This is a genomic window from Stutzerimonas stutzeri, from assembly GCF_024448695.1.
In the GTDB taxonomy this organism is placed as follows: domain Bacteria; phylum Pseudomonadota; class Gammaproteobacteria; order Pseudomonadales; family Pseudomonadaceae; genus Stutzerimonas; species Stutzerimonas stutzeri_T.
Genome location: NZ_JAMOHY010000005.1, coordinates 19175 through 45216 on the forward strand (window position 1 = coordinate 19175; position 26042 = coordinate 45216).

The 26042-nt window shown below is 62.2% G+C and carries 25 protein-coding genes; 17 read left to right on the forward strand and 8 right to left on the reverse strand.

Annotated features, from left to right (window positions below; genetic code table 11):
• The first annotated feature begins 4 nt into the window (after positions 1–4).
• The 10 genes from NAV32_RS06510 (at position 5) to NAV32_RS06555 (ending at position 8571) form a co-directional block, all read left to right on the forward strand.
• Complete coding sequence (locus tag NAV32_RS06510; protein ID WP_256051988.1) at positions 5–727, forward strand: YggS family pyridoxal phosphate-dependent enzyme; 723 nt, start codon at positions 5–7, stop codon at positions 725–727.
• Between the two features lie 3 nt (positions 728–730).
• Entirely contained in the window at positions 731–1555 is an 825-nt protein-coding gene (gene proC / locus NAV32_RS06515; protein WP_256051989.1) for a pyrroline-5-carboxylate reductase, read from the forward strand.
• A gap of 9 nt (positions 1556–1564) precedes the next feature.
• Positions 1565–2155: a YggT family protein gene (locus NAV32_RS06520; protein WP_256051990.1), complete on the forward strand. Its 591-nt coding sequence runs from the start codon at positions 1565–1567 to the stop codon at positions 2153–2155.
• A gap of 108 nt (positions 2156–2263) precedes the next feature.
• The gene (locus NAV32_RS06525; protein WP_256052156.1) at positions 2264–4219 is read left to right on the forward strand and encodes a dynamin-like GTPase family protein; all 1956 of its coding nucleotides are present in this window, start codon (positions 2264–2266) and stop codon (positions 4217–4219) included.
• Positions 4220–4298: 79 nt separating this feature from the next.
• Positions 4299–5438, forward strand: coding sequence for a homoserine O-succinyltransferase MetX (gene metX, locus NAV32_RS06530; RefSeq protein WP_256051991.1), 1140 nt, complete (start codon positions 4299–4301; stop codon positions 5436–5438).
• A 10-nt stretch (positions 5439–5448) separates the two neighbouring features.
• Positions 5449–6078, forward strand: a complete 630-nt coding sequence (gene metW, locus NAV32_RS06535; RefSeq protein WP_256051992.1) for a methionine biosynthesis protein MetW — start codon at positions 5449–5451, stop codon at positions 6076–6078.
• Positions 6075–6497 carry a DUF4426 domain-containing protein gene (locus NAV32_RS06540; RefSeq protein WP_256051993.1) on the forward strand — a complete coding sequence of 141 codons (423 nt, stop codon included), beginning with the start codon at positions 6075–6077 and terminating at the stop codon, positions 6495–6497. Before metW ends, NAV32_RS06540 begins: the two co-directional genes overlap by 4 nt.
• Positions 6494–7090, forward strand: a complete 597-nt coding sequence (gene rdgB, locus NAV32_RS06545; protein WP_256051994.1) for an RdgB/HAM1 family non-canonical purine NTP pyrophosphatase — start codon at positions 6494–6496, stop codon at positions 7088–7090. The genes NAV32_RS06540 and rdgB overlap by 4 nt, the downstream gene beginning before the upstream one ends.
• Positions 7087–8238, forward strand: a complete 1152-nt coding sequence (gene hemW / locus NAV32_RS06550; protein WP_256051995.1) for a radical SAM family heme chaperone HemW — start codon at positions 7087–7089, stop codon at positions 8236–8238. Before rdgB ends, hemW begins: the two co-directional genes overlap by 4 nt.
• A 9-nt stretch (positions 8239–8247) precedes the next feature.
• Positions 8248–8571, forward strand: coding sequence for a DUF3392 domain-containing protein (locus NAV32_RS06555; RefSeq protein ID WP_256051996.1), 324 nt, complete (start codon positions 8248–8250; stop codon positions 8569–8571).
• 114 nt (positions 8572–8685) lie between these two features.
• Here the strand turns inward: NAV32_RS06555 and trmB are convergent, their stop codons facing one another.
• The 4 genes from trmB to NAV32_RS06575 all read right to left on the reverse strand — a co-directional run bounded on the left by trmB (position 8686) and on the right by NAV32_RS06575 (position 11006).
• Positions 8686–9396: a tRNA (guanosine(46)-N7)-methyltransferase TrmB gene (trmB, locus tag NAV32_RS06560; RefSeq protein ID WP_272890184.1), complete on the reverse strand. Its 711-nt coding sequence runs from the start codon at positions 9394–9396 to the stop codon at positions 8686–8688.
• Positions 9397–9470: 74 nt separating this feature from the next.
• A complete protein-coding gene (locus tag NAV32_RS06565) occupies positions 9471–10265 on the reverse strand; it encodes a thiazole synthase (protein ID WP_256051997.1) in 795 nt (264 codons plus the stop codon).
• A gap of 83 nt (positions 10266–10348) precedes the next feature.
• Positions 10349–10549, reverse strand: coding sequence for a sulfur carrier protein ThiS (gene thiS, locus NAV32_RS06570; RefSeq protein ID WP_256051998.1), 201 nt, complete (start codon positions 10547–10549; stop codon positions 10349–10351).
• Between the two features lie 82 nt (positions 10550–10631).
• Positions 10632–11006, reverse strand: a complete 375-nt coding sequence (locus tag NAV32_RS06575) for a DUF423 domain-containing protein (RefSeq protein ID WP_256051999.1) — start codon at positions 11004–11006, stop codon at positions 10632–10634.
• A gap of 68 nt (positions 11007–11074) precedes the next feature.
• Here NAV32_RS06575 and mtgA point away from each other — a divergent pair, with 68 nt between their 5' ends.
• The 3 genes from mtgA to NAV32_RS06590 all read left to right on the forward strand — a co-directional run bounded on the left by mtgA (position 11075) and on the right by NAV32_RS06590 (position 16498).
• Positions 11075–11773 carry a monofunctional biosynthetic peptidoglycan transglycosylase gene (gene mtgA, locus NAV32_RS06580; RefSeq protein ID WP_256052158.1) on the forward strand — a complete coding sequence of 233 codons (699 nt, stop codon included), beginning with the start codon at positions 11075–11077 and terminating at the stop codon, positions 11771–11773.
• 165 nt (positions 11774–11938) lie between these two features.
• Positions 11939–13858 (forward strand): phosphodiesterase DibA, encoded by a 1920-nt coding sequence (gene dibA, locus NAV32_RS06585; RefSeq protein WP_256052000.1) that lies wholly within the window; start codon positions 11939–11941, stop codon positions 13856–13858.
• Between the two features lie 75 nt (positions 13859–13933).
• The gene (locus tag NAV32_RS06590; protein WP_256052001.1) at positions 13934–16498 is read left to right on the forward strand and encodes a hybrid sensor histidine kinase/response regulator; all 2565 of its coding nucleotides are present in this window, start codon (positions 13934–13936) and stop codon (positions 16496–16498) included.
• Between the two features lie 237 nt (positions 16499–16735).
• Here NAV32_RS06590 and rpoH read toward each other — a convergent pair whose 3' ends face one another.
• The 4 genes from rpoH to ftsY form a co-directional block, all read right to left on the reverse strand.
• Positions 16736–17590, reverse strand: a complete 855-nt coding sequence (rpoH, locus tag NAV32_RS06595; RefSeq protein ID WP_256052002.1) for an RNA polymerase sigma factor RpoH — start codon at positions 17588–17590, stop codon at positions 16736–16738.
• 110 nt (positions 17591–17700) lie between these two features.
• The gene (ftsX, locus tag NAV32_RS06600) at positions 17701–18723 is read right to left on the reverse strand and encodes a permease-like cell division protein FtsX (protein WP_256052003.1); all 1023 of its coding nucleotides are present in this window, start codon (positions 18721–18723) and stop codon (positions 17701–17703) included.
• Complete coding sequence (ftsE, locus tag NAV32_RS06605; protein ID WP_256052004.1) at positions 18720–19391, reverse strand: cell division ATP-binding protein FtsE; 672 nt, start codon at positions 19389–19391, stop codon at positions 18720–18722. The genes ftsX and ftsE overlap by 4 nt, the downstream gene beginning before the upstream one ends.
• Positions 19388–20683, reverse strand: a complete 1296-nt coding sequence (gene ftsY / locus NAV32_RS06610) for a signal recognition particle-docking protein FtsY (protein WP_256052005.1) — start codon at positions 20681–20683, stop codon at positions 19388–19390. Before ftsY ends, ftsE begins: the two co-directional genes overlap by 4 nt.
• Before the next feature lie 237 nt (positions 20684–20920).
• Here ftsY and NAV32_RS06615 point away from each other — a divergent pair, with 237 nt between their 5' ends.
• The 4 genes from NAV32_RS06615 (at position 20921) to NAV32_RS06630 (ending at position 26005) form a co-directional block, all read left to right on the forward strand.
• Positions 20921–22273 carry a M16 family metallopeptidase gene (locus NAV32_RS06615; protein ID WP_256052006.1) on the forward strand — a complete coding sequence of 451 codons (1353 nt, stop codon included), beginning with the start codon at positions 20921–20923 and terminating at the stop codon, positions 22271–22273.
• Positions 22266–23798: a M16 family metallopeptidase gene (locus tag NAV32_RS06620; protein WP_256052007.1), complete on the forward strand. Its 1533-nt coding sequence runs from the start codon at positions 22266–22268 to the stop codon at positions 23796–23798. Before NAV32_RS06615 ends, NAV32_RS06620 begins: the two co-directional genes overlap by 8 nt.
• Complete coding sequence (rsmD, locus tag NAV32_RS06625) at positions 23798–24397, forward strand: 16S rRNA (guanine(966)-N(2))-methyltransferase RsmD (RefSeq protein WP_256052008.1); 600 nt, start codon at positions 23798–23800, stop codon at positions 24395–24397. Before NAV32_RS06620 ends, rsmD begins: the two co-directional genes overlap by 1 nt.
• Before the next feature lie 177 nt (positions 24398–24574).
• A complete protein-coding gene (locus NAV32_RS06630) occupies positions 24575–26005 on the forward strand; it encodes a coniferyl aldehyde dehydrogenase (protein ID WP_256052009.1) in 1431 nt (476 codons plus the stop codon).
• The last annotated feature ends 37 nt before the right edge of the window (positions 26006–26042 follow it).

Consider the following 26042-nt stretch of genomic DNA (forward strand, 5'->3'; position numbering starts at 1 on the left):
GTAAATGTCCACGATAGCGAAGAATATTGCAAAGGTCGCAACACGTATCCGTGAGGCGGCGCAAGCTGCGGGGCGCGATCCAGACTCGGTCGGGCTGCTGGCTGTCAGCAAGACGCAATCGGCACAAGCCATTCGCGAAGCCCACAGCGCCGGCCTGAACGATTTCGGCGAAAATTATCTGCAGGAAGCCCTGGAAAAACAGGCCGACCTTGCCGACCTTGCCCTCACTTGGCATTTCATCGGCCCCATCCAGTCGAACAAAACCAAGGCCATCGCCGAGCATTTCGACTGGGTGCATTCGGTGGATCGCCTGAAGATCGCTCAGCGCCTGTCGGATCAGCGGCCCGCCGAATTGCCACCACTGAATATCTGCCTGCAGGTCAACGTCAGTCTGGAATCCAGCAAGTCCGGCTGCGCACCACAGGAGGTCGCCGAACTGGTCCGCGCCATCGCCATTCTGCCCAATCTGCGCCTGCGTGGCCTGATGGCCATTCCCGAACCCACCAATGATACCGCCGAGCAACACGCCGCCTTCGCCCGCGTACGCCAGTTGCAGCAGGAACTCGACGCGGAACTGGACACCCTGTCCATGGGCATGAGCCAGGACCTTGAAGCCGCCATCGCCGAAGGTGCCACCTGGGTGCGCATCGGCACTGCCCTGTTCGGCGCCCGCGCTTACCCATCGCATACTGCCAAGACAGCGCCCACGCATGACCAAAGGAAATAACAGATGAGCACTCCCCGGATCGCCTTTATCGGCGGCGGCAACATGGCCGCCAGCCTGATCGGCGGGCTGCGCGCCCAGGGCATCGCTGCCGAAGCCCTTTGCGCCAGCGACCCCGGCGCAGACAGACGCGCCGCACTCGGCACCGAGCATGGCATCGAGACCTTTGCCGACAATGACCAGGCCGTGAACGATGCCGACGTGGTGGTACTGGCGGTCAAGCCACAGGTGATGCAAAGCGTCTGCCGCGAGCTGGCCGGGCATCTGCAAGCGCACCAGCTGATCGTTTCGATTGCCGCCGGCATCAGCTGCGACAGCCTGCAGAACTGGCTCGGCCCGCAGCCTCGCGCCATCGTACGCTGCATGCCCAACACGCCATCGCTGTTGCGCCAGGGCGTCAGCGGCCTGTATGCCAATGGCCAGGTCAGCGCTGAGCAAAAGCAGCAGGCCGAGCAACTGCTGTCCGCGGTCGGACTGGCCTTGTGGCTGGATGACGAAGCGCTGATCGATGCCGTCACGGCGGTTTCCGGCAGCGGCCCGGCGTATTTCTTCCTGCTGATCGAAGCCATGACCGCCGCTGGCGAGCAGCTCGGTCTGCCTCGCGAAACAGCCAACCGATTGACCTTGCACACCGCGCTGGGCGCCGCACGCATGGCCTGCGAAAGCGATATCGAAGCGGCCGAATTACGCCGCCGCGTCACCTCACCGAACGGTACTACCGAAGCGGCGATCAAAGCCTTCCAGGCGGGCGGCTTCGAGGCGCTCGTGCAGCAGGCTCTGAATGCAGCCGCGCAACGCTCGGCCGAACTCGCCGCACAACTGGGCAACTAAGGAACCTTCATGTCACAACTCTCGCAAGCCCTGATCCTCATCATCCAGACACTCGGCAGCCTCTACCTGCTGATCGTACTGCTGCGCTTCATCCTGCAACTGGTACGCGCCGACTTCTACAACCCGCTGAGCCAGTTCATCGTCAAGGTCACGCACCCGCTGCTGCGACCGCTACGCCGGGTGATCCCCAGCATCGGCAGCCTCGACCTGTCCTCGCTGGTGCTGGCGCTTATCGTGCAGATACTGCTGATGGCGACCATCCTGATGCTGACCTACGGCAGCATTGGCAACCCACTGCAGCTTCTGGTCTGGGCCATCATTGGCATCACCGGGCTGTTCCTGAACATCTTCTTCTATGCCCTGATCATCAGCGTAATTCTGTCCTGGGTCGCACCGGGCAGCCACAACCCTGGCGCACAACTGATCAGCCAGATCACCGAGCCGGCACTGGCGCCCTTCCGTCGCCTGCTGCCCAATCTGGGCGGCCTGGATCTTTCGCCGATCTTCGCTTTTCTGGCGATCAAGCTGCTGGAAATGCTGGTGATCAACAACCTGATCGTGATGACCAACATGCCCAACATCCTGCGCGGACTGGTCTGAATGGCTGGCCCTCGATCACCTCTTTTGGGTTTGGGGGCCAGTTCACAGCGACCTGATTGACCTGCACGGGCCGACGGGGATAATCGGCCCATCGCCTTTCAGGAAACGCTGATCATGGAACGACTTGACCGGCAGGTGGATGCCTATGTCACCTGGAAACGCGATCTGATTCGCGAGATCACCCGCTATCGCAGCTGGCTGGTCCACAACCGCCTCAACTCCAGTGCCGTGGATGCGCGCCTGGAGCGCGCCCTCAAACAGCTGCGCACTGACCACATCACCCTGGCCTTCGTTGGCGAATTTTCCCGCGGCAAGACCGAATTGATCAATAGCCTGTTCTTCTCCGGCTACGGTCAGCGCATCCTGCCTTCGCGTGCCGGTCGCACCACCATGTGCCCGACCGAACTGTTTTTCGATCCACGCACGGAACGCTCCTTTATTCGCCTGCTGCCAATCGAATCACGTCTGGAAGACACCAGCATCGCCCAGCTCAAGCGCACGCCCCGATTCTGGCTGAACCTGCCACTGAATCCGGACGATCCTGACGGCATGATCGAAGCCTTCAGCCAGGTAGCGGCAATCAAGTCGATTCCGGTGGAGCAGGCCATTCAGCTCGGCTTTCATCCGGACGCGCTGGAAAGCTCCGATACACCCGGCGAAGTCCTGGTGCCGGCCTGGCGGCATGCCATGGTCAATTTCGACCATCCGTTGCTGCGCCAGGGCCTGCGCATTCTCGATACGCCCGGCCTCAATGCGCTGGGCAGCGAACCGGAACTCACGCTATCGATGTTGCCCAGCGCCCAGGCGATCATCTTCCTGCTGTCGGCCGATGCCGGCGTCACTGCCAGCGACATGGGCATCTGGCAGCAGCATATCCGCCAGCTCGACGACGGCCAGCAACGCCTGTTCGCCGTCCTCAACAAGATCGACGTGCTGTGGGACGACGTCGGCGGCGAAGCCTTCGTGGCGAGTGCCATCGAGCAGATTCGCGCCAACACAGCGCAGCAGCTGGGCATCGCTACCGAGGATGTGCTGCCACTGTCGGCCAAACAGGCCCTGCGTGCCAGAATCCATGACGACTCTGCATTGCTTGAGCGCAGCCGCCTGGCAACACTGGAACAACTGCTCTGCGAGCGCATTCTGGCCCGCAAGGAGCAACTGCTCGAACAGCAGGTGGTGCGCCAGGTCCTGGCGCTGCTGCAGAACAGCCAGAACATCCTCGACCTGCGCCTGAACAAGGTGCGCGAACAGAGCGAGCTGCTCGACAGCCATCGTCAGGACAGCGGTCAGATGCTGCTGGAACTGACCGCCCGCACCCGCCACGACCACAACCAGCACCACAAGCGCCTGCTGCAGCTGAAAACCAATCAGCGACTGTTGCAGCGTCAGGGCGAGCTATTGCGCGCCACTGTACGCGCCGAGCGTCTGGAAGAGCACCTGGCGCGCCTGCACCGCAGCCTGAGTGGCAGCCTGACCACACTGGGCATCAACCTCAGCATTCTGCATTTCTTCCGTTCGGTGGACCAGGATCTGGGCGTACTGGAACAGGAAGCGGCACTGGCCAATAAAATGCTGGTCGCCATCTACAGCCGCCACAACGAAGAAAATCCCCTGCTGGGAGCAGACGCTCCGCTTTTCCAACTGGCCCCCTACCAGCGGGAACTCAAGGACCTGCAGAACAAGGCCGATCAGTTTCGCCTGCAACTCAAGACCCTGCTCACCGAACAGCGCACCCTGACCCGACGTTTCTTCGCCACGCTGGTGCAGGAAGTGATTGCCATGCACCAACGCCTGCGCCAGGAAGCCGAACACTGGGCCGCCGAAGCCCTGATACCGCTCATGCAGCACTCACTGGAGCACAAGCAGCAGCTGGAGACGCATATGCTGCGCCTCAAGAGCCTGGCCCAGGACAACCAGCAAAACAGCCAGCGCAGCCGTCAGCTGGCGCACTACGAGCTCGAACTGCGGCAACAACTGACCCAGGCCGGCGAAATGCTGCGCCTGCTGCGCCGCCCGGCACCCACCCGTCGCCAGGGCAAGGTGGTCAGCATCGTCGCAGGCTGAGCCGGCGTTGCGATTGAGGGTGAATTGAGCCGCGCTAACCTTTAGACTTCGTGCCTTCTTTTCGCAAGAGCCAGGGTCGATGCCCACTGCTATTCCAGCCGATTCCGTTGGTCTGGTGAGTCCGAAGGTCGTGCATTTCGCCGAACCGCTGGCACTCGCCTGCGGCCGCACGCTGCATGACTACCAACTGATCTACGAAACCTACGGCAAACTCAACGCCAGCCGCAGCAATGCCGTGCTGATCTGTCATGCCCTATCCGGCCATCACCATGCTGCCGGCTACCACAGCATGGAAGACCGCAAACCGGGCTGGTGGGATGCCTGCATCGGGCCGGGCAAGGCCATCGATACCAACCGTTTCTTCGTGGTTAGCCTGAATAACCTCGGCGGCTGCAACGGCTCGACCGGCCCCAGCAGTCTCAACCCGCAGACCGGCAAGCCCTACGGTGCGGATTTTCCGGTGGTCACCGTCGAGGACTGGGTTCACAGTCAAGCGCGCCTGGCCGACATGCTCGAAATCACGCAATGGGCGGCAGTAGTGGGCGGCAGCCTGGGCGGCATGCAGGCGCTGCAGTGGACCATCAGCTATCCCGAGCGAATTCGGCACTGCGTGGCAATTGCCTCGGCACCCAAGCTTTCCGCGCAAAATATCGCCTTCAATGAAGTGGCGCGCCAGGCCATCCTCTCGGACCCCGAGTTTCACGGCGGGCATTTCCAAGAGCAGGGCGTGATCCCCCGGCGAGGGCTGATGCTGGCGCGCATGGTCGGCCACATCACCTACCTGTCCGATGACGCCATGGGCACCAAGTTCGGTCGCGGCCTGAAGAGCGAGAAGCTCAACTACGACTTCAACAGCGTTGAGTTTCAGGTCGAAAGCTACCTGCGTTACCAGGGCGAAGAGTTTTCCGGTCGTTTCGATGCCAATACCTACCTGCTGATGACCAAGGCGCTGGATTACTTCGACCCGGCCGCCAACCACGGCGATGACCTGGCCGCAACACTGGCGGGCGCCAAGGCCGACTTCTGCGTGATTTCCTTCACCACCGACTGGCGCTTCTCGCCGGAGCGCTCGCGGGAAATCGTCAAGGCGCTGATGGCTGCACGCAAGAACGTCTGCTACCTGGAAATCGATTCGCCTCAGGGCCACGATGCCTTTCTGATCCCCATCCCGCGCTATCTGCAGGCCTTCAGCAGCTACATGAACCGCATCGTTCTATAAGGAGCTCACCATGCGCGCCGATCTGGATATCATCCAGGACTGGATCCCCGCTGGCAGCCGGGTGCTCGACCTTGGCTGCGGCAATGGCGAGCTGCTGGCCTGGCTGCGCGACCACAAACAGGTCAGCGGCTACGGCCTGGAGATCGACCCCGACAATATCGCCGCCTGTGTCGAAAAAGGCGTCAACGTCATCGAGCAGAACCTGGACCTGGGCCTCGGCAACTTCGCCAGCGACAGCTTCGACATGGTGGTGATGACGCAGGCGCTTCAGGCCGTCCACTACCCCGACCTGCTGATGAAGGAAATGCTGCGCGTCGGTCGTGAATGCATCATCACCTTCCCCAATTTCGGCCACTGGCGCTGCCGCTGGTATCTGGCCAGCAAGGGCCGCATGCCGGTTTCGGAGTTTCTCCCCTACACTTGGTACAACACGCCAAACATCCACTTCTGCACTTTCGAAGACTTCGAGCGACTGTGCCGGGAGCGTGGCGCCAGCGTGCTCGAACGCCTGGCAGTGGACCGCGACCACAAGCATGGCTGGGGTAGCCGCCTGTGGCCGAACCTGCTCGGTGAGATCGGCATCTACCGTGTCACCGGACCGGGCAGACAACCCGTTTCACCTCTGGAGGAAACACCATGAAATCCAGCCTGATCGCACTGCTCGCACTGCTACTGGCGATGCCTGCCTGGGCCGAGCGCAAGCACAGCTTTGGCGAATACGACATCCATTACATCGCCTTCAACTCCGGTTTCCTGCAACCGGAAATCGCCTCCGCAGCCGGCCTGGTGCGCAGCAAGACCCAGGGCGTCCTCAACATTTCCGTGCTCAAGGCCGGCAAGCCGTCCGCGGCGCTGGTCAGCGGCACCGTCAAGAACCTGCTGGGCCAGGATCGCTCCCTGACCTTCAAGCAGCTCAAGGAAGGTGAGGACGCCATCTACTATCTGGCGCAGTTCCCGTTCGACTCGCGCGAAACGCTGCGATTCTCCCTGACCGTGCAGCCCATGGGGGCCGATCCGGTCAGCTTCGACTTCACTCAGGAATTCTTTCCCGACAAATGATGCCTTTCAAAGAACTGGTCCTAGCCAGCCACAACGCCGGCAAGCTCAAAGAGCTGCAGGCCATGCTGGGCGATGCTGTGCACGTGCGCTCAGTGGGCGAATTCAGCGACGTGGAGCCGGAAGAAACCGGCCTGTCGTTCATCGAGAACGCCATCCTCAAGGCACGTAACGCCGCACGTGTGTCCGGCCTGCCGGCGCTGGCCGACGACTCGGGGCTAGCGGTCGATCACCTCGGCGGCGCGCCGGGCATCTACTCGGCGCGCTATGCCGATGGCCAGGGCGATACAGCCAACAACGCCAAGCTGCTGAACGTGCTGAAAGGCGTCCCCGACGCCGAACGCGGCGCCCAGTTCGTCTGCGCGCTGGCGCTGGTCAGGCATGCCGAGGATCCGCTGCCGATCATCTGCGAAGGCCTCTGGCAGGGCCGCATCCTGCATGCACCGCGGGGCGAGCAGGGCTTCGGTTACGACCCGCTGTTCTGGGTACCCGAACGCGAGTGTTCCAGCGCCGAACTCACACCTGTGGACAAGAACCAGCTCAGCCACCGTGCCCGCGCCATGGGGCTGCTCAAGGCGCGGCTGGGGATCGCTTGAAAGCCCCAGGCTTCGAGCTGCCACCTCTGGCGGCCTATATCCATATCCCCTGGTGCGTGCGCAAGTGTCCGTACTGTGACTTCAACTCCCATGCCGCCGGGCCGCAGCTGCCGGAAGACGAGTATGTTGCGGCGCTGCTCGCCGATCTCGATGACGACTTCGATCAGGCCCAGGGTCGGCGACTCAGCTCGATTTTTTTCGGCGGTGGCACACCCAGCCTGTTTTCTGCGCAGGCGCTGGATCGGATTCTTGAAGGGCTGGAGCGGCGCCTTGGCTTTGCCGAGGACATCGAAATCACCCTGGAGGCCAATCCGGGCACCTTCGAGCAGGCCAAGTTCCGTGACTACCGCAGCCTCGGCATCAACCGGCTGTCCATCGGCGTACAGAGCTTCCAAGCGGAGAAACTGAAGACTCTGGGCCGCATCCATGATGGAGGGGAAGCCATCCGCGCCGCCGACATGGCCCGCGCCGCCGGCTTCGAGAACTTCAACCTGGACCTGATGCACGGCCTGCCCGAACAGAGCCTGGAGGATGCACTGAGCGATCTGCGCATTGCCATTGCGCAGAAGCCGACGCACCTGTCCTGGTATCAGCTCACCGTAGAGCCGAATACCGAATTCTGGAGCAAGCCGCCGCAGCTGCCCGAAGACGACACCCTCTGGGACATCCAGGAAGCGGGCCAGGCGCTGCTGGCCGAACAGGGCTACGCGCAGTACGAGACCTCAGCCTACGCACAGCCCGGTCGCCAGGCGCGGCACAACCTCAACTACTGGACCTTTGGCGATTTTATCGGGCTCGGTGCGGGCGCCCACGGCAAGACCAGCCAGCCCGACGGGCAAATTCTGCGCAGCTGGAAAACCCGCCTGCCCAAAGACTATCTCGACCCGACCAAGCGCTTTCGTGCCGGCGAAAAGTCGTTGCAGGCCGAAGAACTGCCCTTTGAATTCCTGATGAATGTGCTGCGCCTCACCGACGGCGTGCCCGCGCTGTTGTTCACTCAGCGCACCGGCTTGCCGCTGCAGCAGTTGGCCCAGGCCCGGCACGAAGCCGAAGCCCGCGGCCTGCTGCTTGCCGACCCGCAACGTCTGGTCGCAACGCCCAGGGGCCAGCTTTTTCTCAATGATTTGCTGCAACTTTTCCTGCCCTAAGGACCCCGCATGGACCTCGTACTTGACCTGATCGCCACCCTGTCGCGCTGGAGCCGCAGCCATCTTTCCGATATTTCCCTGGCAATCATGGCAACGCTTTTCGTGCTGTTCGGGCCGGTGCTGAACACCTGGGTGCAGAGAAACATCGACGGGCTGAACTTCATCCTGCGCACCCTGCTGTTCGTGGTGTTCTGTGCCCTGGTCTACGGCCTCGGCATCATCTATCTGAGCCCCTGGCTGGCCAAGGGCCTGGCACAGTTCAACAACTACACCCTCGCGCCCGTGTTGCTGCTGGTGCTGTTCATCATTGGGGTGGTTGCCGACCGCAATTGACGGTTGCCAGCCACTCACCCTTGGGCCAGCTGACGCCACATACGAAAACGCCCTGCTATTGGCAGGGCGTTCTTCGAGTCAGCAGATCGGGTTGATCGTGACGGAACGTTGTCGTCAGTCGATGCGCTCGAACTTGAGGTCCCAGACGCCATGACCCAAGCGTTCACCACGGCGTTCAAACTTGGTGGTTGGCCGCTCCTGCGGACGTTCGACATACTGCCCGCTTGCGGCCTGATTGCGATAACCCGGCGCGGCGTTCATGACTTCGAGCATGTGCTCGGCATAGGCTTCCCAGTCGGTCGCCATATGCAGCACACCGCCCACCTTCAGCTTGCGCCTCACCAGCTCGGCAAATGCCGGCTGGACGATACGCCGCTTGTGGTGCCGGCTCTTGTGCCAGGGATCGGGGAAAAACAGCAAGACCCGATCCAGGCTCGAATCGGCCACGCAGTCACGTAGCACTTCCAGCGCATCGCAGCTGTAGACACGGATATTCGTCAGGTTCTGCGCCATAACTCCGGACAGCAGCGCGCCCACACCCGGCGAATGCACTTCCACGCCGATGAAATCCTGTTCGGGTGCTGCCGCCGCCATTTCCAGCGTGGAGTGGCCCATGCCAAAACCGATTTCGAAGGTGCGCGGGGCCTGGCGTGCGAAGACCTCGTCGAAATCCCGCAAGCCATCGGCCAGCTCCAGGCCGAAGCGTGGCCAGCCCTGGTCCAGCCCGCGCTGCTGACCTTCGGTCATGCGTCCGGCGCGCATCACAAAGCTTTTGATGGTGCGCATACGCCGTTGACCCTCGGCCGGGGTGGAAATGTCACTCATGAACGAACCTGCGAATAAATGATGGCCGACCGCGCAATCAGGTGATTGCGCAGCGGAAAACGACGGCAATAACGTTAGCGGATCAGCCCTTCCAGCGGCGACGAGGCGCTGGCGTAGAGCTTCTTCGGCATGCGCCCGGCGAGATAGGCCAGACGACCGGCCTCGATGGCATACTTCATCGCCTCGGCCATCAGCACCGGCTTCTGCGCATGGGCAATGGCGCTGTTCATCAGCACCGCCTCGCAGCCCAGCTCCATGGCGATGGTCGCATCGGACGCTGTGCCCACACCAGCATCCACCAGCACCGGCACCTTGGCTTCCTCGAGGATGATGCGCAAGTTGTAGGGGTTGCAGATGCCCAGGCCGGTACCGATCAGCCCGGCCAGTGGCATCACCGCGATGCAGCCCATCTCGGCCAGCTGGCGCGCGATGATCGGGTCGTCACTGGTGTAGACCATGACGTCGAAGCCCTCTTTGACCAACACTTCGGCGGCCTTGAGGGTTTCGATCACATTGGGGAACAGGGTCTTCTGGTCCGCCAGCACTTCCAGCTTGACCAGCGAACGACCATCGAGCAGCTCACGAGCCAGCCGACAGGTGCGCACCGCGTCTTCGGCGTCATAGCAACCGGCGGTGTTGGGCAGGATGGTGTAGCGATCCGGAGAAATGACATCCAGCAGATTGGGTTCACCCGGGTTCTGCCCGATATTGGTGCGGCGCACCGCGACCGTGACGATCTCGGCGCCCGAGGCTTCAATGGCGGCGCGGGTTTCGTCGAGGTCTTTGTATTTGCCAGTGCCCACCAGCAGGCGCGACTGATAGGTGCGACCGGCGAGGGTGAAGGGCTTGTCGTGCGGAACTGGGCTCATGGGGCCATCCTGTTCACGTGATTTAGCTGGAAGTTGCCGCCGCGCGGGGCAGCAGCCGGTAATGGGCGACGCGACGAGCAGCCTTAGCCGCCACCAATGGCATGGACGATTTCCACCTGGTCGCCATCGCTGAGCAGGGTCGTCGCATGCAGGCTGCGCGGCACGATATCGCGATTGAGTTCGACTGCCAGCCGGCGCCCCGTTAGCTCCAGACGCTGCAGCAGATCGGCCACCGACTGACCGTCGGGGAGCGCGTAGCCTTCGCCGTTCAACTGAATCTGCATAGTGCTCGCCACCATTGCCAAGGGGGTCAGCATTCTAGCCTGATCGACCCGAGCCACCCAAACCATTCATCCGCACAGCGGGTCAGCGACGAAGCTTCCAGCCTGCCAGCAGCAGACAAAGCCAGCCCGCCAGAAAGGCCGTGCCGCCCAAGGGCGTGATGATTCCAAGCTTGCCGACACCCGTCAGCGTGAGCAGATACAAGCTGCCGGAAAACAGCAACACGCCCAGCGTGAACAGAGCGCCTGCCGCCACCAACAGCCGACTCGGCGCATGCAACGCAAGCAGGGCAACGCCGAACAACGCCAGCGCATGAATAAGCTGGTAGTGCACCGCCGTCTGGAACACTGCCAGGTAGTCGGCGCTGAGCTGACTTTTCAGGCCATGGGCGGCGAAGGCGCCGAGGGCAACACCGGTGAGCCCGAAAAAGGCTGCCAGCATCAGAAAGGGACGAATCATGGGTGACTTCCGCTCAGGAAATTTCAGCGCCGCTATAATGCCTGCTCTCCCTGGCCACCACCATGCCCATGCTCCGTACCCTGCTGCTGCGTCTTACCAAACTGCTGCTCTTGCTGGCCACGCTTTCCGTGCTGCTGGTCCTTGTGCTGCGCTGGGTGCCACCGCCCTTCACCGCCCTGATGATCGAGCGCAAGCTGGAGTCCTGGCACAGCGGTGAGCACATCGACCTGCAACGCAGCTGGCGACCCCGGACAGAACTGCCGGACGATCTGAAAATGGCCGTCATCGCCGCCGAGGACCAGAAATTTGCCGAGCACTGGGGCTTTGACATCGCCGCCATTCGCGCCGCACTGAACCATAACGAGCGGGGCGGTTCACTGCGCGGGGCCAGCACCCTGAGCCAGCAGGTGGCCAAGAATCTGTTTCTCTGGTCCGGCCGCAGCTGGGCACGCAAGGGGCTGGAGGCCTGGTTCACCGGCTGGATCGAATTGCTGTGGCCCAAGCAGCGCATTCTCGAGGTTTACCTGAACAGCGTGGAATGGGGCAACGGCATCTTCGGCGCCGAGGCGGCGGCGCAGTACCATTTCGGCGTTGCAGCGCCCTATCTTTCGGCCCGTCAGGCCAGCCAGCTGGCGGCAGTGCTGCCAAACCCGCGCGCCTGGAGCGCCGGCCAACCCAGCGCATACGTGAACAATCGCGCCGCCTGGATACGCCAGCAAATGCGACAACTGGGTGGTAACGGTTACCTGAACGGCATGCGAGAATAACCGGCCAAAAAGCCGATCGCTCCCCCGAGCCGCCCTCGTCGATAGAAATGTCGTCTAGACTGCCACTATATCGCTATCGCTCTACGCCCACGCGAACCGCCTGACCCAGGTCACACCCGGTTCAAGATTTCGTTCTCTTCATGTAGTACTCGGTGAGTAAAAGAGATGAATACCCAACTGCGGCGACTCTGCCTGGCCTATCTGACGCTGGCCACCCTCTGGGTACTGCTTGGCGAAGTCCTGCTGCATTCGTTTGACCGGGCTTCGCAGCCCATTTCCATGTTGCAGGTCGGCAAGGGGATGGCCTTCGTCATCTTCAGCACCCTGCTGATGTACGCCCTCGGACGTCACTACCTCGTGCGCCTGGACCGGCATCAGCAAGAACAGAGGGTCATTCGCAGCAGCCTGCGTCAGGCCGAGGCGGTCTTTGCCAGCACCCAGGAAGGTGTATTGATCAGTGACGCCCAGCAACACATCCTGTACGTAAACCCTGCTTTCAGCCGCATTACCGGCTACAACCTGGAAGAGGTTGTGGGACAGACGCCCAAGCTGTTTGCCTCGGGCCAGCACGACGCCAGTTTTTACGGCCAGATGTGGCAGGACCTGCAAGACAAGGGTATGTGGAGCGGCGAAATCTGGAACCGCCGCAAAAGCGGGGAGGTGTACTCACAATGGCAGAACCTGCGGACCATTTGCGACGAACACAACAAGGTCACTCACTACGTGGCGGTTTTTTCGGACTTGTCCGCCCTCAAGCGCTCGCAGGAAGAGCTGGACTATCTCGCCCACTATGACCCCCTGGTCGCCCTGCCCAATCGGCTGCTGTTCAGTGAGCGTGCCAAGCACGATCTGGAACGAGCCAGAATGGACAAGCGCTGTGGTGCGCTGTTGATGATCGACCTCGATCATTTCAAGGATATCAATGAAAGCCTGGGCCACAGCCAGGGCGACACCCTCTTGCTGGCCGTGGCCCGGCGCTTGGGCGTACACCTCGAACAAGGCATGACACTGGCCCGCCTTGGCGGCGACGAGTTTGCGCTGCTCTGCGAACAATGCAACGCCGGTCAGGCAGCTGCGCTGGCGCTGCGTCTGCTCGACAGCCTTGCCCTGCCCTTTCAACTGGGCAGCAACGAGCTCTTCATCACGGCCAGCATCGGCATCGTGCTCTATCCAGACGACATCGAAAATGTCGAACAGTTACTGCGCAATGCCGATTCGGCACTGTTCAAAGCAAAGGGCAGTGGCCGCTCAACCTATGCCTTTTACACACAGGAGCTGACCAGTCAGGCGCAGCAGCGGGTCGAACTGTCCAGCGCGCTGCGTCAGGCCCTCGAACAGAACCAGCTACAGCTGCATTACCAGTCGATCCATAAACTGCAGAACGAGCGCATCATTGGCTTCGAGGCGCTGGTGCGCTGGCGTCACCCGGAGCAAGGGCTGATTTCGCCAGCCAGGTTCATTCCCATCGCCGAGGAAAACGGCCTGATCACCGCCATTGACCGCTGGGTACTTGCCCGCGCCTGCCGGCAGATGCGTCGCTGGCTGGACAGCGGCCTGTCGCTCGACTTCATTGCAGTGAACATTTCCAGCCGAATGTTCAGCCAGGGCGAGCTGGACATTCTCGTTACCGACGCCCTTGCCGAGAGCGGCCTGGAGGCAGGTCGCCTGGAGCTGGAAGTCACCGAAAGCGCCATCATGCAGGACCCTGATGCAGCCATAGAGCAGCTCAGCCGCCTGCGCGCACTGGGCGTGCGTCTGGCCATCGATGACTTCGGTACGGGCCACTCCTCGCTGCTGCGACTCAAGCGCATGAATGTCCACAAGCTGAAGATTGACCAAGGCTTCGTCAAAGGCCTGCCCGGCAGCCGGGAAGATGCCGCAATCACCCGCTCGGTCATTGCCCTGGCGCACAACCTTGACCTGCAAGTCGTCGCAGAAGGCATCGAAACCGCAGAGCAGGCCGACTTTCTGCGGACCCATGGCTGCGACTATGGGCAAGGCTTTGGCTTTTCACGTCCGCAGGAGGCTGCGAAAATCGACTGGCAAGCAACCCTGAGCCGCGAAACCCACTCCAACGGTGCATAATGCCGACATGCACGCAGGCTTGAAGCGTCCTGTGCCTTTCCTACCTTCGCCCCACGAGCGCATGGCAGCGATAGCATGAGCGAAACTGCAACCCTCTACAGCGCCCCCTCAAACCGGGTGCGACAATTCTTGAACTGGCGCAACAGCGTTGCCTGGCTTGTCCTGATATTCACGCTGCTGGTGCAGCTGGTGATCCTGCAGCACCTGCGCAACAACGAAACGCGCGCAGCCAATGCCCAGTTCGAGTTTTTGGTGGAAAAGACCGCCGAAGCCATCAACAAGCGGCTGATCGACCACGAACAGATCCTCTATGGCGCCGCCGGACTGTTCGACACCAGCGGTGACGTTTCACGCGAGCAGTGGCGGCTTTACAACGAGCGCCTGCAACTGGCCGAGCGCTATCCAGGTATTCAGGGCGTCGGTTTCGCCCAGGCGGTCCTGCCGCACCAGCGCCAAGCTCACATCCAGACAGTGCGTGAAGAGGGTTTTACCGACTACGACATCTACCCTTCCGGGGATCGTCCGCTCTACATCCCAATCCTCTATCTCGAACCCTTCGAAGACCGCAATCTCGCCGCATTCGGTTATGACATGTATTCCGAGCCTGTGCGCCAGCAGGCCATGTCGACGGCTGCCGAAACCGGGCAGGCGCGCCTTACCGGCAAGACCAGGCTACGCCAGGAAACCCATGGCGAGGTGCAGGCCGGGGTATTGATGTATGTGCCGGTATACCGGCAGGGTGAGCCTATCGACTCAGCGGAGCAGCGCATGCAGGCACTGCGCGGCTTCGTCTACAGCCCCTACCGGGTAGGCGACCTGATGCGCGGAATTCTCGGCGCGACCGATCCCACGCTCAGCCTGCGCATCTATGCCGGCCCGCATGAGCACAGCGACCAGCTCATCTTTGCCAGCCGCGAACAGCCACACGAACGCCGTCCGCACTACAGCAGAACACTGCACCTTGAACTGTATGGGCAAACCTGGACCCTGCACCTGGAAAGCCTGCCGGAGTTCGACGCCTACTTTCACAACAATGACAGCCTGGTGATCGGCCTCGGGTTCGGCCTGAGCATGCTGCTGTTCTTCCTGACCTCCTCATTGTCGCTGCGCCGCAGCCGCGCCGAGGCACTGGCGCAGCAGATGACCGAACACATCCGCGAGAACAAGCGCGCCCTGCAACTCAGCGAAGAGCGCCTGAGCCTGGCGTTCAAAGGCAGTAATGACGGGTTCTGGGACCTCAATCTGGAAGCCGATACCCTCTACGCCTCCCCACGCGCCTGGCACATGCTGGGCTATCGTCCCGGCGAGCTGCCCTCGGACCTGAAGCTCTGGGAGCGCGTGCTGGTAGCCGACGACCTGCCGCGTGCCAAGGCGCAACTGGCTCAAACCATGCTGTCAGCAGTTGACCACTTCACCACCGAAATGCGCTTTCAGCACAAGAGCGGCAAGATCGTTCCCATGCTGGTACGCGGCTATATCCAGCGTGACCGCAACGGCCAGGCACTGCGCATCAGCGGCACCAGCATGGACCTGACCGAGCACAAGCGCGTCGAACAGATGAAGGATGAATTCGTCTCTACCGTGAGCCACGAACTGCGTACTCCGCTGACATCCATCAGTGGCGCGCTGGGACTGGTGATTGGCGGTGCACTGGGAACGATTCCTGCCAGCCAGCAGCAGATGCTGGAGATCGCACATCGCAACAGTATGCGCCTGGGTTATCTGATCAACGATCTGCTCGACATGGAAAAGATTGCAGCCGGCAAGATGTCCTTCGACATGCGCGAGCACTCGCTTGGCCGTCTGCTTGAGGAAGCCCGGTTCAGCAACCAGGCCTTCGCCACTCACCTTGGGGTGAACTGCGTCCTGCGCAAACCACCCGAAGTACATGTCTGGGTCGATGGAATGCGACTGCAGCAAGTGCTCAGCAACTTCATTTCAAATGCCATCAAGTACACGCCCGAAGGCGGAGAGGTGACGCTGCACTGCAACCTTGCCGATGACACCTGTGTGCGTATCAATGTCACCGACCAGGGGCCGGGCATCCCGCAGGGCTTCAAGTCACGTGTCTTCGAGAAATTCGCCCAGGCAGATGCCTCGGACAGCCGACAGAAGGGTGGCAGCGGCCTGGGGCTGGCGATATCCAAAGAGTTTATCGAGCGCATGGGCGGCAGGGTCGGCTTCGACAGCAGCGAAGGCCAGGGAACGACCTTCTGGTGCGAGCTGCCGCTGGCCGAGCCTTCTTCGTCTGCAACATCGGCGGATCAGTCGATGCTGCGCCTGCTGGTAGTCGAGGATGAACCCGACACGGGCCGCCTGCTGCTGCTTATGCTGCGTGACGCCGGCTATGCCGTTGACCGCGTGCAAAGCCTGCATGCGGCCCGTGAAAAGCTCGCCAGCACGCGGTACGAAGCCATGACCCTCGACATGCACCTGCCGGACGGCAGTGGCCTAGAGTTGATTGAGGAGGTGCGCAAAAATGCCGGGACAAGGAATATGCCGATCATTGTGATATCCGCCGTCAGCCAGTTCGAGCGTCATGACCAGGATGCCGGCATCACCTGGCTGCACAAGCCCATCAGCGCTGCGCAACTGCTGATTGCCCTCACCGACGCTCTGGCTGGCCCCAGGCATCACTGAGCAGCGGCAAGCCTGTAGTTGGATTAATTCAAGCGCTTTTGTGGGAGGGGGCTTGCCCGCGAGCTTTTAGCCGAGAGACGCAAAGCCAATACTTGCGGCCAAGGCCCCTCCTATACAGGGGGCTTTGACCCATAACTGGACATAGCCAATTTATTCGGCCCTACGCCCAAGTTTCTACAGGCACAAAAAAGGCGCTACCGGATAATCCCCGGCAGCGCCTTTTTCACATCGACGATATCAAGCCTGGATAGAACCCTTGAGCTTGTTCATCGCGTTCTTTTCCAGCTGCCGAATACGCTCGGCAGAAACGTTGTACTTGGCAGCCAGGTCATGCAGAGTGGCTTTTTCGTCACTCAGCCAGCGCTGCTGAAGAATATCGCGACTGCGCTCATCCAGCTTTTCCAGTGCAGCGTGCAGGCTGGAATTGGAGCTGTCGCTCCAGTCTGCATCCTCAAGCTGGCGCGCCGGATCGTAGCGATGATCCTCAAGATAATGCGCCGGCGATTGATAGGCGCTGTCATCATCGGCATCCGCCGAGGGGTCGAAGGCCATGTCGTGACCGGTCAGCCGGCTTTCCATCTCGCGCACTTCCCGCGCTTCGACGCCGAGGCTGTCGGCCACACGCTCGACTTCCTCGTCGTTCAGCCAGGCCAGACGCTTTTTCTGGCTGCGCAGGTTGAAGAACAGCTTGCGTTGCGCCTTGGTGGTGGCGACCTTGACGATGCGCCAGTTGCGCAGGACGAATTCGTGAATCTCGGCCTTGATCCAGTGCACCGCGAAGGACACCAGGCGTACGCCCATTTCCGGATTGAAGCGTTTGACCGCCTTCATCAGGCCGACGTTGCCTTCCTGGATCAGGTCGGCCTGAGCCAGGCCGTAGCCCGAATAGCTGCGAGCGATGTGCACGACGAATCGCAGGTGGGCAAGAACCATCTGGCGAGCGGCTTCGAGATCCTGCTGATAGAACAGGCGTCCGGCCAGATCGCGTTCCTGCTCGACCGTTAGCAGCGGAATGCTGTTGACCGTCTGCACATAGGCTTCGAGATTGCCTCCCGGAACCAGCGCGTGAACAGGTTGCAGAGTAGATGTCATGCAGTTCCTCCGATAGTGAAGCTGCAGCAGTTTAACATTGCCCGATAAGACTGCAAGCCTGCGGAAAAGTTCCCTTAAAGACTAAAAACTCTTTTAATAACAAACCGTTATCAGCGTGGCGCCAGCTCTCGCAGGTGCCGCGCCACCGCCAACCAGGCGCCGATATAACCCAGCAGCAAGGCGCCGAGTACCAGTGACAGCGCATCCTCGGTTGGCACGCCGGCCAGCCCGAAATCACTGCCGTAGAGCCCAGCCAGATCCATCACCGCCTCATTCAGCCAGCCAAGACCGTAGGCCAGCAGCAGCCAGGCGATCAGGCCCGCACCGAGACCATAGAGCGCGCCCATATAAAGGAATGGGCGACGCACGTAGCCGTCGGTACCGCCAACCAGCTTGACCACCTCAATCTCGGTGCGGCGATTCTCGATGTGCAAACGGATGGTGTTGCCGATCACCAGCAGCAGGGTCGCGATCAACAGCAGCGTCAGGCCGAAGACAAAGCGGTCGCCCAGCTTGAGAATCGCGGCGAGACGCTCGACCCAGAGCAGATCCAACTGGGCCTGTTCGACGCCTGGGAGCGCTGCCAGCTGCTGGCGCAGCGCTTCGAGTTTTGCCTTGTCAATTTCATGGGGTGTAACCACCACGACACCGGGCAGCGGGTTTTCCGGCAGTTCACGCAGCGCCTCGCCCAGACCCGACAGCAGCTGGAATTCCTCCAGCGCCTGCTCGCGGCTGATCCATTCGGCATCGGACACATCCGGCATCGCCAGGATCTGTTCGCGCAGCGCCTGGCCGGCGTTGGCGTCGGTTTCCAGCTGCATGTAGAGCGAAATCTGCGCCGCACGCTGCCAGGAGCCGCCGAGACGCTCGACGTTATCCAGCAGCAGTGCCAGGCCCATGGGCAGGCTCAGCGCAACAGCCATCACCAGGCAAGTAAAAAAGCTGCCGATCGGCTGCTTGAATAAACGACTGACGCTGTCGACCATGCTCGCGCGATGACTTTCCATCCAGGCATGGAACAGGGTCTTGAAATCCGGCTCGTCGAGACTGCCCTGCGGCCCTTTATTCACCGTTCCGCCCACGCGCTCGGCGGTACCGGGGTTCGATTTTGAGCTTGGTTTGCGATCGCTCATCGAGCAGCCTCCCCGTCACCGATCAGGCGGCCACGCTGCAAAGTGAGCATTCGATGGCGCATGCGGGCGATCAACGCCAGGTCGTGACTGGCGATCAGCACCGTGGTACCGAGGCGGTTGATATCTTCGAACACGCCCATGATTTCTGCCGCCAGCCGCGGGTCGAGGTTGCCGGTAGGCTCATCGGCGAGCAGCAATGCAGGACGATGCACCACGGCGCGGGCGATACCGACGCGCTGCTGCTGGCCGGTAGACAGATCCGAAGGATATTGCAGCGCCTTGTCCTTGAGGCTGACCCGTTCCAGCGCGGTCATCACCCGCTGGCCGATCTCGCGCTTGTTGAGACCGAGGATCTGCAACGGCAACGCGGCGTTGTCGAAAACGGTGCGATCGAACAACAGCTGGTGATTCTGGAACACCACGCCGATCTGCCGACGCAGGAAGGGGATCTGTGCATTGCTGATACGCGACAGGTCCTGGCCGGCCAGCAGCAGCTTGCCGGTGGTAGGCCGCTCCATTGCCAGCAGCAAGCGCAACAGGGTGCTCTTGCCTGCGCCGGAATGACCGGTGACGAAGAGGAATTCGCCACGCTGCACCTGAAAGGAAAGTTCGTGCAACCCGACGTGACCGTTGGAGTAGCGCTTGCCGACCTGTTCAAAGCGAATCATGACGGCGGATTACCTGCGTTCGTTCCTTTCTCGGCGAACAGGGCGCTGACGAAGGCATCCGCCTCGAAGGCGCGCAGATCGTCAATGCCTTCACCGACACCGATATAGCGGATCGGTGTGCCGAACTGCTTGGCCAGGGCGAAGATCACCCCACCTTTGGCCGTACCATCGAGCTTGGTCAACACCAGCCCGGTGAGCTCGACCGCCTGATTGAACTGTTTGGTCTGGTTGATGGCGTTCTGGCCGGTGCCGGCATCGAGCACCAGCAGCACTTCATGGGGTGCGCTGTCATCGAGTTTGCCCATCACCCGGCGGACCTTCTTCAGCTCTTCCATGAGGTTGTCCTTGGTGTGCAGGCGGCCCGCAGTGTCCGCGATCAACACATCGATCCCCCGTGCCTTGGCGGCCTGCACGGCATCGAAGATCACCGAGGCAGAGTCGGCGCCCGTGTGCTGGGCAATAACGGAGATGTTGTTGCGCTCGCCCCATATCTGCAACTGCTCCACCGCCGCCGCACGGAAGGTGTCACCGGCAGCAAGCATGACCTTCTTGCCTTCGAGCTGCAGTTTCTTGGCCAGCTTGCCGATGGTGGTGGTCTTGCCAACACCGTTGACGCCGACCACCAGAATCACGAACGGCTGCTTGCCGGCCTCGATCCGCAGCGGCTGCTCCACCGGCTTGAGCAGGCTCGCCAGCTCTTCCTGCAGCGCCTTGTACAGCGCACCGCTGTCGGCCAGCTCCTTGCGCGATACACGCCGGGCGAGGTTCTGCATGATCGCCGTGGTGGCCTCAACGCCAACGTCCGCGGTCAGCAGACGGGTTTCCAGCTCATCCAGCAGGTCGTCGTCGATAGCCTTCTTGCCCAGAAACAGGCTGGCCATGCCTTCGCCAATACTGGCGCTGGTTTTCGACAGCCCCTGTTTGAGGCGGGCGAAGAAGCCCGGCTTGGCGGGTGCTTCTACCGCAGAGGGGGCCGATTGCGGCTGTACCGGAGCTGCCGGCACCTTCACAGGCGGGACGATCTCGGCTACCGGCTCGGATTCAAGCTGCAATGCGACTTCGGGCTCGATCTCCGTTTCAGTGATCGGCTCGGGCTGCGTGGCCTCGATCTCGGCCAACTGCTCTTCGGCTCGCTCATCGGACTGATCGGCGAACGGCTGGCTGTCTTCCAGCGGCTCGGATGGGAGCGGTTCGGCTGCGGGCGACTGCGGTTTCTTGCGCAGCCAGCCAAACAGACCTTTCTTCTCGCCAGCCTCGGCCGGCGTCTTCTTATCGTCGTTGGAACCAAACATGGAGAAGATTTTCTCAAGAGGGCGAAACGCCAGCAGCCACGCCACCAGCCAGACGGTGGCTATCCTAGCACCGCACAACCGACTGCGCTAAGCGTGGCACTGCGCCTCTGCGTCATATATCGATGCAGTTCTAGCCCGACCCCGCTTTGCCCCGGCCACAATGCCCCAGTACCATGCCACGCATGTTCCCGCCGGCAGCTTCAGGCCGCGGGACTCATTTCCGAGCGAGTCTTCACTATGCCCCCGATGCTACGCCGCGCCGCCCTGCTGTTTGCCGCCGCCCTGTACCTGCCCCAGGCAGTCGCCGAGGCACAGCCCACGCACGAATTCTTTCTCGACAACGGCCTCAAGGTGATCGTCCGCGAGGACCATCGCGCCCCCGTAGTGGTTTCCCAGCTCTGGTACAAGGTCGGTTCCAGCTATGAATCTCCCGGCCAGACCGGGCTGTCACACGCCCTGGAACACATGATGTTCAAGGGCAGCCGGACGCTTTCCGCCGGAGAGGCTTCGCGCATCCTGCGTGAACTCGGCGCGGAGGAAAACGCCTTCACCAGCGATGACTACACCGCCTATTACCAGGTACTCGCCCGTGATCGCCTTGCCGTCGCCTTCGAGCTTGAGGCCGACCGCCTGGCCAGCCTCAAGCTGCCGCCGGACGAAGTTGCCCGCGAAATAGAGGTCATCAAGGAAGAACGCCGGCTGCGCACCGACGACAAGCCCAGCGCCCTGGCTTACGAACGCTTCAAGGCCATGGCCTACCCTGCCAGCGGCTACCACACCCCGACCATCGGCTGGATGGATGACCTCGATCGCATGACCGTCGAGGACCTGCGCGCCTGGTACGAGGCCTGGTACGCCCCCAACAATGCGACCCTGGTGGTGGTGGGTGATGTGACGCTCGATGAAGTGCGCACCCTGGCCGAGCGTTATTTCGGCCCTGTCGAGAAGCGCCCGATCCCCAGCGCCAAGCGCCCGCTGGAACTGGACGAGCCCGGCGAGCGCCGCCTGACCCTGCACCTCAACACCCAGGTGCCGAGCATGATGATGGCCTTCAATACGGCCAGCCTGGCGACCGAGACCGACAACCCCCGGCGAATCCATGCGCTGCGACTGATCACTGCGCTGCTCGACGGCGGCTACAGCGCACGCCTGCCCCGACAACTGGAGCGCGGCGAGGAACTGGTGAGCAGCGCCTCGGCCTGGTACAACGCCCACGCCCGCGGCGACAGCCTGTTCGTCCTCAGCGCGGCGCCCAATACGCAAAAGGGCCGCACTCTGGACGAGGTAGAGGCCGGCCTTTGGGCGCAACTGGAGCAACTCAAGCAAACGCCGCCTACACCCGAGGAACTTGAGCGCGTCCGTGCCCAGGTCATCGCCGGGCTGGTCTACGAGCGTGACTCCATTACCCAGCAGGCCACCACCATTGGCATGCTGGAAACCGTGGGCCTGTCATGGCGGCTGATGGACGAAGAACTCGCTGCGCTGGAAGCAGTAACGCCGGAAGACATCCAGCAGGCCGCCCGCACTTATTTCACCCGCTCGCGCCTGAGCGTGGCCCATGTTCTGCCCGAGGAATCTGGCGATGAGTGATCGCACCTTTATGCGCAGCAGTCTGCTCAGCCTGCTCCTGCTCGGCACCCTCAGCCTGGTCGCCTGTGACAGCGAAACCGGCGATGCTGTCGCCACCATCCCGCCCGCGCAGAACGTCGCAACACCGGTCGAATCAGGCCAGGCAATCGCCCGCGCCGCACAAGGCCAGCCGCGCCTGCAATCGCTGGCCGAACTGGACGACCAGCCGTTGCCGCGCCGCAATCTGGATATTCAGAGCTGGCAGACCGAAGGCGGCGCCAGGGTATTGTTTGTCGAAGCCCGTGAGTTGCCGATGTTCGACCTGCGCCTGACCTTTGCCGCCGGCAGCAGCCAGGACGACGGCGTGCCGGGACTGGCGATGCTGACCAACGCCATGCTCAATGAAGGCATCGCAGGCCGGGACGTCACCGCCATTGCCGAAGGCTTCGAAGATCTGGGGGCGGATTTCGGTAACGGCTCCTACCGCGACATGGCCATCGCCAGCCTGCGCAGCCTGAGCGCAGCGGACAAGCGTCAACCGGCACTGGAACTGTTCAGCCAGGTGGTTGGCCAGCCGAGCTTCCCTGATGATTCGCTGCAACGCATCAAAAACCAGATACTGACCGGCTTCGAGTTCCAGAAGCAGAGCCCCGGCAAGCTGGCCAGCCTGGAGCTATTCAAGCAGCTTTACCAGGAACACCCTTACGCACACCCCAGCGAGGGCACCCCGGAGTCCATCCCGGCCATCGATATCGCCCAGCTGCGCGACTTTCACGCCAGGGCCTACGCTGCCGGCAACGTGGTGATCGCACTGGTCGGCGACCTCAGCCGCGAGGAAGCCGAGGCGATTGCCGCGCAGGTCTCCGCTGCCCTGCCGCAAGGCGCTGCACTGTCTGCGCCGGCAGCCCCGGCCCTACCGCCAGCAACGCGCGAACACCTCGATCATCCGTCCAACCAGACTCACCTGCTGCTGGCTCAACTCGGCATCGAACGTGGCCATCCGGACTACGCTGCGCTCTACCTGGGCAACCAGATCCTCGGCGGCGGCGGTTTCGGCACACGACTGATGGAAGAGGTACGCGAGAAGCGCGGGCTGACTTATGGGGTCTATTCCGGCTTCAGCCCAATGCAGACCAACGGTCCCTTCATGATCAACCTGCAGACCCGTGCCGACATGGCTGAAGGCACGCTGCAACTGGTGCAGCAGCTGGTGAGAGAATTTCTCGAACAAGGCCCGACCGAGGCCGAGCTGGAGCGCAGCAAACGCCAGACTGCCGGTAGTTTTCCGCTGTCCACGGCGAGCAACGCCGATATCGTCGGCCAGCTGGGCAGCATCGGCTTCTACAACCTGCCGCTGACCTATCTGGAGGACTTCATGCAACAGGTCCAGACGCTGTCGGTCGAAGACATCAGGACGGCGATGAACAGGCATCTGAATGCGGACGGTTTCGTCATCGTCACGGCAGGCCCTGAGGTCGAGCAGCAGCCGTTGCCCGCACCCAGCGACAAACCTCTCGAACAACCCAGCGGCGTCCCGGAGCACTGATGGCCAACCCACCCATTCGCCCTTCCGCCCACGGCGGCCAGGGCCAGCTTCGCATCATCGGGGGCGAATGGCGCAGCCGACGCCTCGACTTCCCCAACGCCGAAGGCCTGCGCCCGACACCGGACCGGGTACGCGAAACCCTGTTCAACTGGCTCGCGCCCTACATCTCCGGGGCGCGAGTACTGGACGCCTTCACCGGCAGTGGCGCGCTGTACCTGGAAGCCCTGTCCCGAGGCGCCGGCATGGCACTGGCGCTGGATGTAAATGCCACTGCCATCGCCAGCCTGCGCAAGCATCTGGATACGCTCAAGTGTGGTCAGGGCCAGCTGCTGCAGAGCGACACCCTGCGCTATCTGGAAACCCAGACACCCACGCCCTTTGACCTGGTATTCCTCGACCCGCCATTCAGCAAGAACCTGCTGCAACCGGCGTGCGAGCTACTGGAAAGCAAGGGCTGGCTGGCCAACAACGCCTGGATCTATACCGAAAGCGAAGCCGTGCCTTCCAGCCTCGGCCTGCCCGCCAACTGGCGGCTGCACCGGGAAAAGAAGGCCGGCAACGTCCACTATGCGCTGTGGGAGCGCAGCGGCGAGCAGTAGCAGGTCTGGAACCTCTGAGGCGCAACCGCCCGCCGGGGTAATCACAGGGCAATTCGGTCAGACGATGGGCTCGGCAGGTCAATGCAGTGCTTTTAGCGCCAGCTGGCCGGCAATGGCCTTGGCAGGCTCACCTGCAAGCGAGAACAATGCGGATCACGCCTTCACCGGAATGTCAGCATGCCCGCCACTGCCGCCCATCTGGATCAGACGAACTCCGAGTTCGAGCGCCTGCAGTCGCTGCTCGAACAGCAGCGCCGCGCCTTCCTGGCCGATCCCTATCCGAGCGCGGCAGATCGCGTGCAATGGCTCGACGCCCTGCATCGACTGCTCGCCAGCAACCAACAGGCGATCATCGAAGCCATCAGCGCAGATTTCGGCAATCGCTCGGCGGACGAAACCCGACTGGCGGAAATCATGCCCAGCCTGCACGGCATCGACTACGCCAGACGACGCCTGCGCCGCTGGATGAAGCCTTCGCGGCGCAGCGTTGGGCTGGCCTTTCAGCCCGCCAGCGCGAAGGTGGTGTATCAGCCACTCGGCGTCATCGGCATCATCGTGCCCTGGAATTACCCGCTCTATCTGGCCATCGGTCCGCTGATCGGCGCACTGGCGGCGGGCAACCGGGTGATGCTGAAGATGAGCGAGTCGACCTCGGCCACCGGACTACTGCTGAAGGATTTACTGGCGCAGGTTTTCCCGGAGGATCAGGTAGCCGTGGTGCTTGGTGAGGCGGACGTGGGCATCGCGTTTTCGCGCCTGCCCTTCGATCACCTGCTGTTCACCGGCAGCACCAGCATCGGGCGGCAGGTGATGCGCGCCGCAGCGGAAAACCTCACACCCGTAACTCTTGAGCTGGGCGGCAAGTCACCGGCCATCGTCTCGGCGAACGTGCCGCTGGCCGATGCCGCCGAGCGCATCGCCTTCGGCAAGACGCTCAACGCCGGCCAGACGTGCGTGGCACCCGACTACGTGCTGGTGCCCAGGACGCGGATCGAAGGCTTCATCGAGGCCTATAGCCAGGTCGTCCGCCGCTTCTACCCGCAACTTTCAGACAACCCCGACTACACCTCGATCATTAACCCGCGCCAGCAGGCCCGCCTGCAGGATTATCTGGACGATGCCCAGGCCAGGGGCGCGCGCCTGCTGCCGCTGTTCGAGCAGAGCCAGGACCGGCGCATGCCGCACCATCTGCTGCTGGATGTGAGCGACGAGATGCGGGTGATGCAGGACGAGATCTTCGGCCCGCTACTCCCCATCGTGCCCTACGACAACTTGGAGCAGGCGCTGGCCTACGTCAACGCCCGCCCGCGGCCGCTGGCGCTCTACTATTTCGGCTACGACAAGGCCGAGCAGCAGACCGTGCTCGAACGCACCCATTCTGGCGGCGTTTGCCTCAACGACACGCTGCTGCACGTGGCCCAGGACGACCTGCCCTTCGGCGGCGTCGGCCCGTCCGGCATGGGCCACTACCACGGGCACGAAGGCTTTCTGACCTTCAGCAAGGCCAAGGGCGTATTCATCAAGCAGCGCTTCAATGCCTCACGACTGATCTATCCACCCTATGGCAAGGCGTTGCAGAAGCTGGTCTACAGGCTTTTCATGCGCTAGGCAAAGCGCCTTCAAACGGCCCTTGAAGCCCAAATCG

Bases quoted from the DNA above. Each gene is read 5' to 3' on its own strand.
- trmB (WP_272890184.1), bottom strand. From the start codon at position 9,396: ATGAGTGACATTTCCACCCCGGCCGAGGGTCAACGGCGTATGCGCACC.
- proC (WP_256051989.1), top strand. From the start codon at position 731: ATGAGCACTCCCCGGATCGCCTTTATCGGCGGCGGCAACATGGCCGCC.
- NAV32_RS06510 (WP_256051988.1), top strand. From the start codon at position 5: ATGTCCACGATAGCGAAGAATATTGCAAAGGTCGCAACACGTATCCGT.
- rdgB (WP_256051994.1), top strand. From the start codon at position 6,494: ATGATGCCTTTCAAAGAACTGGTCCTAGCCAGCCACAACGCCGGCAAG.
- NAV32_RS06555 (WP_256051996.1), top strand. From the start codon at position 8,248: ATGGACCTCGTACTTGACCTGATCGCCACCCTGTCGCGCTGGAGCCGC.
- NAV32_RS06520 (WP_256051990.1), top strand. From the start codon at position 1,565: ATGTCACAACTCTCGCAAGCCCTGATCCTCATCATCCAGACACTCGGC.
- NAV32_RS06565 (WP_256051997.1), bottom strand. From the start codon at position 10,265: ATGAGCCCAGTTCCGCACGACAAGCCCTTCACCCTCGCCGGTCGCACC.
- ftsY (WP_256052005.1), bottom strand. From the start codon at position 20,683: ATGTTTGGTTCCAACGACGATAAGAAGACGCCGGCCGAGGCTGGCGAG.
- rpoH (WP_256052002.1), bottom strand. From the start codon at position 17,590: ATGACATCTACTCTGCAACCTGTTCACGCGCTGGTTCCGGGAGGCAAT.
- NAV32_RS06590 (WP_256052001.1), top strand. From the start codon at position 13,934: ATGAGCGAAACTGCAACCCTCTACAGCGCCCCCTCAAACCGGGTGCGA.
- metX (WP_256051991.1), top strand. From the start codon at position 4,299: ATGCCCACTGCTATTCCAGCCGATTCCGTTGGTCTGGTGAGTCCGAAG.
- NAV32_RS06620 (WP_256052007.1), top strand. From the start codon at position 22,266: ATGAGTGATCGCACCTTTATGCGCAGCAGTCTGCTCAGCCTGCTCCTG.
- ftsX (WP_256052003.1), bottom strand. From the start codon at position 18,723: ATGAGCGATCGCAAACCAAGCTCAAAATCGAACCCCGGTACCGCCGAG.
- ftsE (WP_256052004.1), bottom strand. From the start codon at position 19,391: ATGATTCGCTTTGAACAGGTCGGCAAGCGCTACTCCAACGGTCACGTC.
- NAV32_RS06575 (WP_256051999.1), bottom strand. From the start codon at position 11,006: ATGATTCGTCCCTTTCTGATGCTGGCAGCCTTTTTCGGGCTCACCGGT.
- thiS (WP_256051998.1), bottom strand. From the start codon at position 10,549: ATGCAGATTCAGTTGAACGGCGAAGGCTACGCGCTCCCCGACGGTCAG.
- mtgA (WP_256052158.1), top strand. From the start codon at position 11,075: ATGCTCCGTACCCTGCTGCTGCGTCTTACCAAACTGCTGCTCTTGCTG.
- dibA (WP_256052000.1), top strand. From the start codon at position 11,939: ATGAATACCCAACTGCGGCGACTCTGCCTGGCCTATCTGACGCTGGCC.
- NAV32_RS06615 (WP_256052006.1), top strand. From the start codon at position 20,921: ATGCCCCCGATGCTACGCCGCGCCGCCCTGCTGTTTGCCGCCGCCCTG.
- NAV32_RS06630 (WP_256052009.1), top strand. From the start codon at position 24,575: ATGCCCGCCACTGCCGCCCATCTGGATCAGACGAACTCCGAGTTCGAG.
- rsmD (WP_256052008.1), top strand. From the start codon at position 23,798: ATGGCCAACCCACCCATTCGCCCTTCCGCCCACGGCGGCCAGGGCCAG.
- NAV32_RS06540 (WP_256051993.1), top strand. From the start codon at position 6,075: ATGAAATCCAGCCTGATCGCACTGCTCGCACTGCTACTGGCGATGCCT.
- metW (WP_256051992.1), top strand. From the start codon at position 5,449: ATGCGCGCCGATCTGGATATCATCCAGGACTGGATCCCCGCTGGCAGC.